The 9,019-nt window shown below is 67.7% G+C and carries 1 protein-coding gene and 1 pseudogene; both read left to right on the top strand.

The window, feature by feature from the left end; all coding sequences use genetic code 11:
• Positions 1 to 165: 165 nt before the first annotated feature.
• Positions 166 to 3,817, top strand: a pseudogene (locus AB0J04_RS36390) (LamG domain-containing protein).
• A gap of 204 nt (positions 3,818 to 4,021) precedes the next feature.
• Positions 4,022 to 9,019: RHS repeat-associated core domain-containing protein (locus AB0J04_RS36395; protein ID WP_363172885.1), on the top strand; the 4,998-nt coding region annotated here is incomplete at its 3' end.

Consider the following 9,019-nt stretch of genomic DNA (forward strand, 5'->3'; position numbering starts at 1 on the left):
TGAGAGAACGGTTTGACTGCGCTTACTTTTTTGAAGATCGTGTGACTCTGGGGGCGGAGTTCTGTGCATTTCGCACGGGGTGGGTCAGGCAAGGCAGGGCGTCGTAGACGCGTCAGAGGCAAGGGAACCGGAGCCACGACAGCCGCGTTGGCCGTGCTGCTGGGCCTGTTGGCGTTGCCCGCGCAGCAAGCCGCGGCTTCTCCCACGGAGACGGACTCCGCACCCCTGACCGAGGGACAGCAGGCACTGGCCGCAGCCGAGGAGACCGGTAAGCGCGTAGAGGTGACCGCGGAGCGCACGAACCGCACGACGGTGTACGCCAACCCTGACGGTTTCACCTTCACGTTGGAGCAGTCGGCCGTCCCCGTGCGCGTTGCCAAGTCGGACGGCGGCTGGCAGGTACCCGACGCGACCTTGGAGAAACGCTCCGACGGTTCGGTGGGGCCCAAGGCCGCCGCCGTGTCGATCGCCTTCTCGGCAGGCGGCGACGAGCAGCCCCTGGCTCGGATCGCGCAAGCGGGCAACTCCCTGGAGCTCCGGTGGCCGGGCAAGCTTCCGGCCCCGCAGTTGGACGGCCCCAGCGCCGTGTATGCCGACGTTCTGTCGGGTGTCGACCTACAGGTGACCGCGACTCCGGAGAGCTTTCAGCCTGTGTTCGTGGTCAAGACTCCTGAGGCCGCGGCGAACGAGGAGTTGAAGAAGCTCACCTTCGGACTCAAGGCACAGGGGCTGGACGTCCACGAAGGCGCGGCGGGCAATCTCACGGCCGTCGACGGCAGTGGTCGTACGGTGTTCAAGGCGCCGCCGGCGCGGATGTGGGACTCGGGAGGAGAGTCGTCCGGCGCTCCGGGCGTGTCTGCGGCTCCCGAAGCCTCCGGCACGCAGACGCAACTCATGCGGGCGCAGGCGCTTGGCGCGGACATACCGGAACCGTCCGATCCCGCCGAGTCGGCGCCGTCCGGCTCAGGTCTGGAGCCCGGTCAGGGTGACAAGGTCGCCAAGATGGACGTCGACGTCACCAAGGACTCGCTGTCCGTCGTGCCTGACACGGCGATGCTCGGCAAGACCGACGCCGATGCCTTTCCGCTCTTCATCGATCCGACCGTGACCTGGGGCGAGTCAGAGCGCACCTTGCTGCGCAGCGACGGCTACGAGTCCTACGGCTGGAGCAACGGCGACGACGATCAGGGCAAGGGCGCGGGCAAGTGCGGCACCTGGAACGGCTATTACTGCGGCCCGGGGTACGTGCAGAAGCTGTACTTCGAGTTCTCCCCGGCGAGCCTGAAGGGCAAGAAGGTCCTTGATGCCACGTTCCGGGTGACCGAGCCGTGGGCGTTCCAGTGCGACCCACGCTGGGTGGACCTCGTCCGCACGAACAACATCTCCTCCGCCACCACGTGGTCCTCGCGGCCGGCGGAGCTGGACCTGATGGTCGACCAGAACGTATCCGCCGGTCGTGGCTCGCTCTGCGCCCCGGACTCCCCGGACGCGCCGATCGAGTTCAACGACAACCCGGCCGAGACGAACGAAAACCTCACTTCGACTGTGTCCAACTTCGCAGCCGGCCAGTTCTCCCAGCTGACGCTGGAGATCAAGGCGCACGACGAGTCGGACACCTCGGCGTGGAAGCGGTTCAAGAACGACGCCGTGCTCGCGGTGAAGTTCGTGGCGGTGCCCGCCCTTCCGACCGAGGTCGGTCTTGTCACGGGAACCGGCTACGCGTGTTCCTCAAGCTTGACGGATCCGGCCGTGGTGTCCGATCCGACGCCGCTGGTGCAGGGCAAGCCGCGCACCGCGGTCGGCGGCTCGGTGGGCGCCAGTCTCCGCATCCGCTGGCGGACGGACAAGCTCACCGGCACGATCTGGTCGACCGCCCACACGGACGTCGACGGCCCGACCTCCGGCTACGTCGGGAACCTTGTCAAGCAGACGCGCAGCCTGCCCACTCTCCAGGAGGGCGTGCTGTACCGGCTGAAGGCGTTGACCCTGTCCTACTACGAGGACGGCAGCAACCGGCAGAACACCGGCTACACCACGCCTTGCTACTTCAAGGTGGACCCGACGGCACCCAAGGAGCCGCAGATCACCGTCGGTTCGCCGTACACGGTATGCACGGCCAACGATTGCACGGCCCACGGCCCACGGCGGACCGGCGGTGAAGGGCACGTTCACCTTCAAACCGGCGACGGGTGACGCGAACAACGTCTCCTACCAGTACCGGCTCTCTTCGACAGCTGCGTGGTCGGCCGACCAGACCGGTTCGACGGTGACGGTAGGTATCACGCCGCCGAAGGAAGGCAAATACAGCCTGTTCGTACGGGCCAAGGACAACGTAGGCCGCTACGGCGCGCAGTCGGTTGTCGAATTCCTGGTCGCCGACGGTGAGAAGCCGGTCGGGCAGTGGAACTTCGCGGAGACAGACGGAGCCGCGGTGGACTCTGCGACGTGGGACGGCTCGGACAACGCGGCCCTGGCCGGTGGTGCGGTGCGCGACGACCGAGGACGTCGCGGGCTGATCACGCGGGATGCGTCAGGTGTGGCGTTGGAGACGCCTGTGACAGACAAGGGCCTGGCTCTCGACGGCACTACGGGGTATGCGGCGACGGCCAGCACGGTGCTGGACACCTCCGCCTCCTACACCGTCTCCGCCTGGGTGCGCGTCGATCCCAGCGCCTCGCGCACGTTGACGGTGCTCAGCCAGGCACCTGACAGCCCGAGCCCCTTCTCGATGAAGTACATCCCCTTCGGGCTGTCGTATGCGGGTGGCGGAGCCAACACCTGGAGCATGAGCGTGATGGGCACCGACGGAACCCTTCGCAAGGCCAGTGCTTCGCAAGCGACGCCGCGCGGTGTGTGGACCCACGTGGTCGGAGTGCACGACGCCGGGGCGAAGAAGGTCAGCCTCTATGTCAACGGGGCACTGCAGAGCTCGGTCGACTCCGGAACCGCATGGAAGGGATCAGGGCCTCTACAGATCGGCCGCGGGATCTGGGCCGACGCCTACACCGACTACTTCAAGGGCAGTGTGGACGAGCCCACGACGTGGCAGCGAGCCTTGTCGGCGGAGGCGATCAAGGAGGAGGCGCGGACGCTGACTTCGCAGGAGTACGCCGGCGTGGAACTGGTCGCCGACTGGTCTGCCGACCGCGGCGCCGACACCACGATCACGGACACCACCTCGGGCTACGGCCGTGCGCTGGCCCTTGTCGGCGGGGCATCGCTGGACGGTCAGTCGATCGTGCTGGACGGAGCGGACGACGCGGCTGCCACGGCCGGACCCGTCGTCGACGACACCGGCTCCTTCACCGTCACCGCCCTCGCCTCCCTGGACGGCGCCGCCCTCCTGGGCAAGGACGTCGGCTACACGGGCCAGGTGGTCGGACAGCGGACGGCGGACGGTTCGGCGTGGGGCCTCTGGTATCACCTGTCGAGCAAGGAGACAGTGCTGGACGAGGAGACCTCGGAGGAGAAGACCGTCCCGGTGGGGTACTGGCAGTTCGGCCGGCTCGACGCCAACGGCACGTTCACCGCGGTGTCCTCTGAACAGAGCGCCGTGTTGGACGGCATGGTCCGGCTCACGGGTGTCTTCGACGCCCAGGCGGACGCGACGGGCACGATCAGCCTCTATCTGGCAGGCGTCCAGAATCGAGACCCACAGGCTTTCACCGCCAAGATCGGCTCCGGTGACTTCGCCGTCGGCAAGGGCTTCACCGGCAGCGCGTGGCAGCACTACCTGCCGGGACGTATCGCCGAGGTGCGGCTGTGGTCCGGTGCGATGACCGGTTCCGATCAGGTCGAAGAGACCGTGGGCGACTGACGGCCGACGGGTGAGGACAGCTCCGGGGGCGTTCCGGGGGCGTTGCCCTCACCCGCGCACAGAGTGCGGTAGCCGCAGCAGCCTGCGGACGACTTGCTGAATCTTCTCTCAACGGGACCGGGTGGGGCGTAGCACATGATCATTGGCAGGAGCACCTCAAGATTGCGCAGGGATGCAAGACGGCGCGGAGCCGGCCGACTGCTGGTGCAGTCGCTTGCCCTGGCACTGGTCGTCCCCCTCGGCGTGGCGCAACTGGCCCAGGCCGCCGAATCCTCCGGCCTGGGACGCCCCGACGTGCCCGAGTCCCGGGTGAGCAAGGTCAAGGAGGTCGACGGCCTCGGAGCGAAGAAGGCGCGCGAGCAGGTCGCCCGGGAGAAAAAGGCCAACAAGGCCCAGGCCGACCAGGCCCTCAAGGAGCAGAAGGCGACCTGGCCGGGAAAGGGCGAGGCGACGCTCGGTCTCGCGGTCGGCAAGACGACAGCCGCTGAGCCGGGTGGCGTCCCCGTCGCTATCGCACCGCCGTCCGGTCGCAAGGCCGTGGCCGGCGGCAAGGCTCGGGTCACCGTGCTGGATCAGAAGGCCACCCGCGCGGCAGGCATCACCGGTGTGCTCCTGACCGCTGATGCGGACACGGCGGGCGACGCCGAGATAAGCGTCGACTACAGCGGCTTCGCCTCTGCCATCGGCGGCGGCTGGTCCCAGCGCCTGCGTCTGGTGCAACTGCCCGCGTGTGCGTTGACGACACCGGAGAAGAAGGAGTGCCGCACACAGCGTCCGCTGGTGTCGGACAACGACCTGGCCCGCCAGTCGGTGTCGGCGAAGGTGGGCATCGCCGAGCCCGCGGACGGCCCGGCCACCCAGTTCATGAAGGCCGCGGGCAGCGCTGCCCCCGCCGCGACCGTGCTGGCCGTCACGGCTGCCGCGGCCGGTTCCGGAGAGTCGCCCAAGGGCACCGGAAGCTACTCGGCCACTCCATTGGCGGAGTCCTCGTCCTGGGAGGCGGGCGGCAGCTCGGGCTCCTTCACATGGTCGTACGACTTCACCCTGCCGCCGGCCGCGGCGGGCCCACAGCCTCCGCTGTCGCTCTCGTACGACTCGGGCAGCGTGGACGGCCGCACCGCCAGGTCCAACAACCAGGGCACGTCGGTCGGCGAGGGCTTCGCCCTCACCGAGTCCTACATCGAGCGCACCTACGGCTCGTGCGACGACGACGGTCATGAAGACGTCTTCGACCAGTGCTGGAAGTACGACAACGCGCGCGTGGTGCTGAACGGCAAGTCCTCGCGGCTGGTCAAGGTCGACGACGACCAGTGGCGGCTTGAGAACGACGACGCGTCGAAGGTGACACGGTCCAAGGGCGCGGACAACGGCGACGACGACGGCGAGCACTGGACCGTCGTCACAGGCGACGGCACCAAGTACGTGTTCGGCCTGAACAAGCTGGACGGCGCGGGCACCGAGCGCACCAACTCGGTCTCGACCGTGCCGGTGTTCGGTGACGACTCACTTGAGCCGGGCTACTCGGCGGGTGATGCCTTCGCCGATCGGGCTCTCACCCAGGCCTGGCGCTGGAACCTGGACTACGTCGAGGACACCCGCGGCAACGCCGCCACGTACTGGTACACGAAGGAATCGAACTACTACAAGAAGAACAAGTCCGAGACCGCCAACGCCTCCTACACGCGCGGGGGTTACCTGAGCCGGATCGAGTACGGACTGCGCAAGGGAGCGCTGTTCACCGACAAGGCGGACGCGAAGGTCACCTTCGGCTACGCCGAGCGCTGCACGGCCTCGGACTGCTCCAGCCTGACCGACGACACGTCCGACAACTGGCCGGACGTGCCCTTCGACGCGATCTGCTCCAGCGGCGACGACGAGTGCAACGCCGCCGGCCCGTCCTTCTTCTCCCGCAAGCGTCTGACCGGGATCGACACGTTCTCCTACAACGCCACCAGCGCCGCCTACGACGCCGTGGACTCCTGGGACCTGACCGAGAAGTACCTGGACGGCGGGGACATCGGGGGCAGCTCCGACCAGGTACTGACTCTGGAGTCACTCAAGCGGACCGCGAAAGCCGGCGACACAGCCATCGCTCTGAACCCGGTGTCGTTCACCTACCACATGCGACCCAACCGGGTCGACGCAACGGACAACATCCTGCCCCTGACCCGCCCGCGTATCTCCACCATCACCTCCGAGACCGGCGCGATCACCACCGTGACGCTGTCGGGAGAAGAGTGTGTGCGCGGCCAGGTCCTGGGCGCGGCCCCTGACACCAACACGCGCTCCTGCTATCCGCAGTTCTGGCACATCAACGGTGCCGAAAACGCATCGATCGACTGGTTCCACAAGTACCGCGTGCTGGCCGTGTCCGTGTCGGACCCGACCGCTGCCAACGAGGCGGTCGAACACGCCTACACATACAGCGGCGCTGCCTGGCACTACAGCGACGACCCGTTCACGAAGAAGGAGGAGCGCACCTGGTCCGAATGGCGCGGATACGCCCAGGTCACCGCCTGGACAGGCGCGACGGACGTGACCCGGTCCAGGACGGTCTCGCTCTACCTCCAAGGCATGCACGGGGACGAGAAGAGCGACGGCACCACCAAGTCCGTCTCTGTCGCCCCCATGACGACACCGGCACTCGGTGCGGCGTCGATCACCGACAAGGGCGAGTACGCGGGCCAGCTGCGCGAACAGGTCACCTACGACGGCTCCACCGCGATCTCGGCGACGGTGAACGATCCCTGGTCGAAGGAGACCGCCCGGCAGACCCCGCCCGGAGCCGGTGACCATGTCGCCCGTTACGTCCGCACGCAGAAGGTGCACAGCTACACCTACTTGACGGCGTCCCAGAGCTGGCGCGAGCGCCAGACGAGCACATCCTTCGACGACTACGGGATGCCCGTCACGGTCGACGATGCCGGACAGGTAGGCAAAGCCGCGGACGAGACCTGCACGCGTACGTGGTACGCCCGCAACACCGACGTCGGCATCATTTCGCTGACTTCCCGGACCCGATCGGTCGCGCGTAGCTGTGCGACGGCGGACACGTCGCTCACTCTGCCCGCGACCATGGACCCGGCCAAGCCGGCGCGAGGCGACGTGCTCGCCGACGTCAGCACCGTCTACGACACCGCGAACGCCACGACGTGGTCGGCGACCCAGAAGCCCACCAAGGGCCTGGCGACCTGGACCGGCCGCGCCACCGGCTACACCGCCACCGCGGACGGAAACGGCGACCGGCCGCCGGCCGGCTGGCAGAGGATCTCCGCCACTACCTACGACACCCTGGGTCGCCCCCTGAGTGTCAGTGACGCGTCCACGAACCCGCCCACCTCGCTCGCCTACACCCCCGTCGAAGCCGGGCCACTGACCAAGACCATCACCACCGACCCCAAGACGTACAAGACGGTCAGTTTCCTCGACCCGCGCCGCGGTCAGCCACTGCGTGTCTACGACGTCAACACCAAGAAGACCGAGATGACGTACGACGCCCTCGGCCGACTGACCCAGGTGTGGCTGCCGAACACCGCGAGCAGCAGCCAGGCCCCCAACCAGAAGTTCGCGTACCACCTGGACAACACCGAGCCGTCCTGGGTCTCGTCCTCGAAGCTGAAGAACGACGGCGAGACCTACACGACCAGCTACGCGCTCTTCGACTCGCTCCTGCGCCCTCTGCAGAGCCAGGCACCGACACCAGAGGGTGGTCGGCTGCTGACGGACACGCGGTACGACACGCGTGGCCTGGCCTACGAGACGTACGCCGACATTTTCGACGACACCAGCACGCCCAACACCGAATACACGCGGGCCGAATACGGCGAGGCCCCCACCCAGACCGGGACGGTGTTCGACGGAGCCGGGCGACCCGCGAGCACCAGTCTGTACGTCTTCGGCGTCAAGAAGTGGTCCACCACGACCAGCTACACCGGTGACTCCGTCGCGACGTCAGCAGTCGAAGGCGGCTCGGCCCAGCGCACGATCACCGACGTACGCGGCCAGACGACGGAGACCCGCGAGTACGAGAGCACGAGCCCGACCGACGCAGCCTTCGGCACCGCCCCCGGCACCCCCTTCTCCTCGACGAAGTTCACCTACGTCCTGGACGGCCGGCAGGAGTCGATCACCGGCCCGGACAACGCCAAGTGGTCGTACACCTACGACCTGTTCGGCCGCCAGGTCAGCGCTGCCGACCCGGACAAGGGAACGACAGCGGTCGAGTACGACGTCCTCGATCGCGCGGTCAAGTCCACGGACTCGCGTGGCACTTCGATCCTGACCGGCTATGACGAGCTGGGCCGCGCCACGGGTACCTGGAAGGACTCCAAGACGGATGCCAACCAGCTCACCGGCTACGTCTACGACACCCTCCTCAAGGGCCTGCCCACCTCCTCCACGCGCTACGTCGGAGGCAAGACGGGCGCTGCGTACACGCAGGCCGTCACGGCCTACGACAGCCTGAACCGCGCCACTGGCGCCCAGCTGCAACTGCCGGCGAGCGACCCGCTCGTGAAGGCGGGCGCACCGTCCACGCTGGCCTACGAGACGTACTACAACGTCGACGCCACCCTGAAGCAGACGAAGGAGCCGGCCCTCGGCGGGCTGCCGTCCGAGAGCATCGACTACGACTACGACGCGTTGGGCCATGTGACCTCGATCGGCGGTGCGACCGGCTACCTGCTGGACGTGGACTACTCGGCGCTCGCACAGCCCCAACTGCTGACGCTGGGCACGGGCGGCACCGGCGCCAAGAGCGTCTACGTCGCCAACACCTTCGAGAAGGGAACCGGCCGCGTCACCCGCAGCAACGTCACGGACCAGACCCACGGCTACATGCTGCAGGACCTCAACTACACGTACGACCAGGCCGGCAACGTCACGGCGATCAGCGACCCGACCACTCTGGGCGGCACCGGCTCCGCTGAAACCCAGTGCTTCGCCTACGACGGCCACCGGCGCATGATCGAGGCCTGGACTCCCGCCTCACAGAAATGCTCCGACCCCCGGAGCGCCTCAAGCCTGTCGGGCCCGGCCCCCTACTGGACGAGCTACTCCTACAATTCCGCAGGCCAGCGGACCGGCGAGACGGTCCACAAGGGCACCGGTGACACGAAGACGACGTACTGCTACCCCGCCACTCTCACCAACCAGCCGCACGCCCTGACGGGCACCACGACCAAGGCAGACTGCACAGCCCCG

Source organism: Streptomyces sp. NPDC050263 (genome assembly GCF_040655955.1).
Lineage (GTDB): Bacteria > Actinomycetota > Actinomycetes > Streptomycetales > Streptomycetaceae > Streptomyces.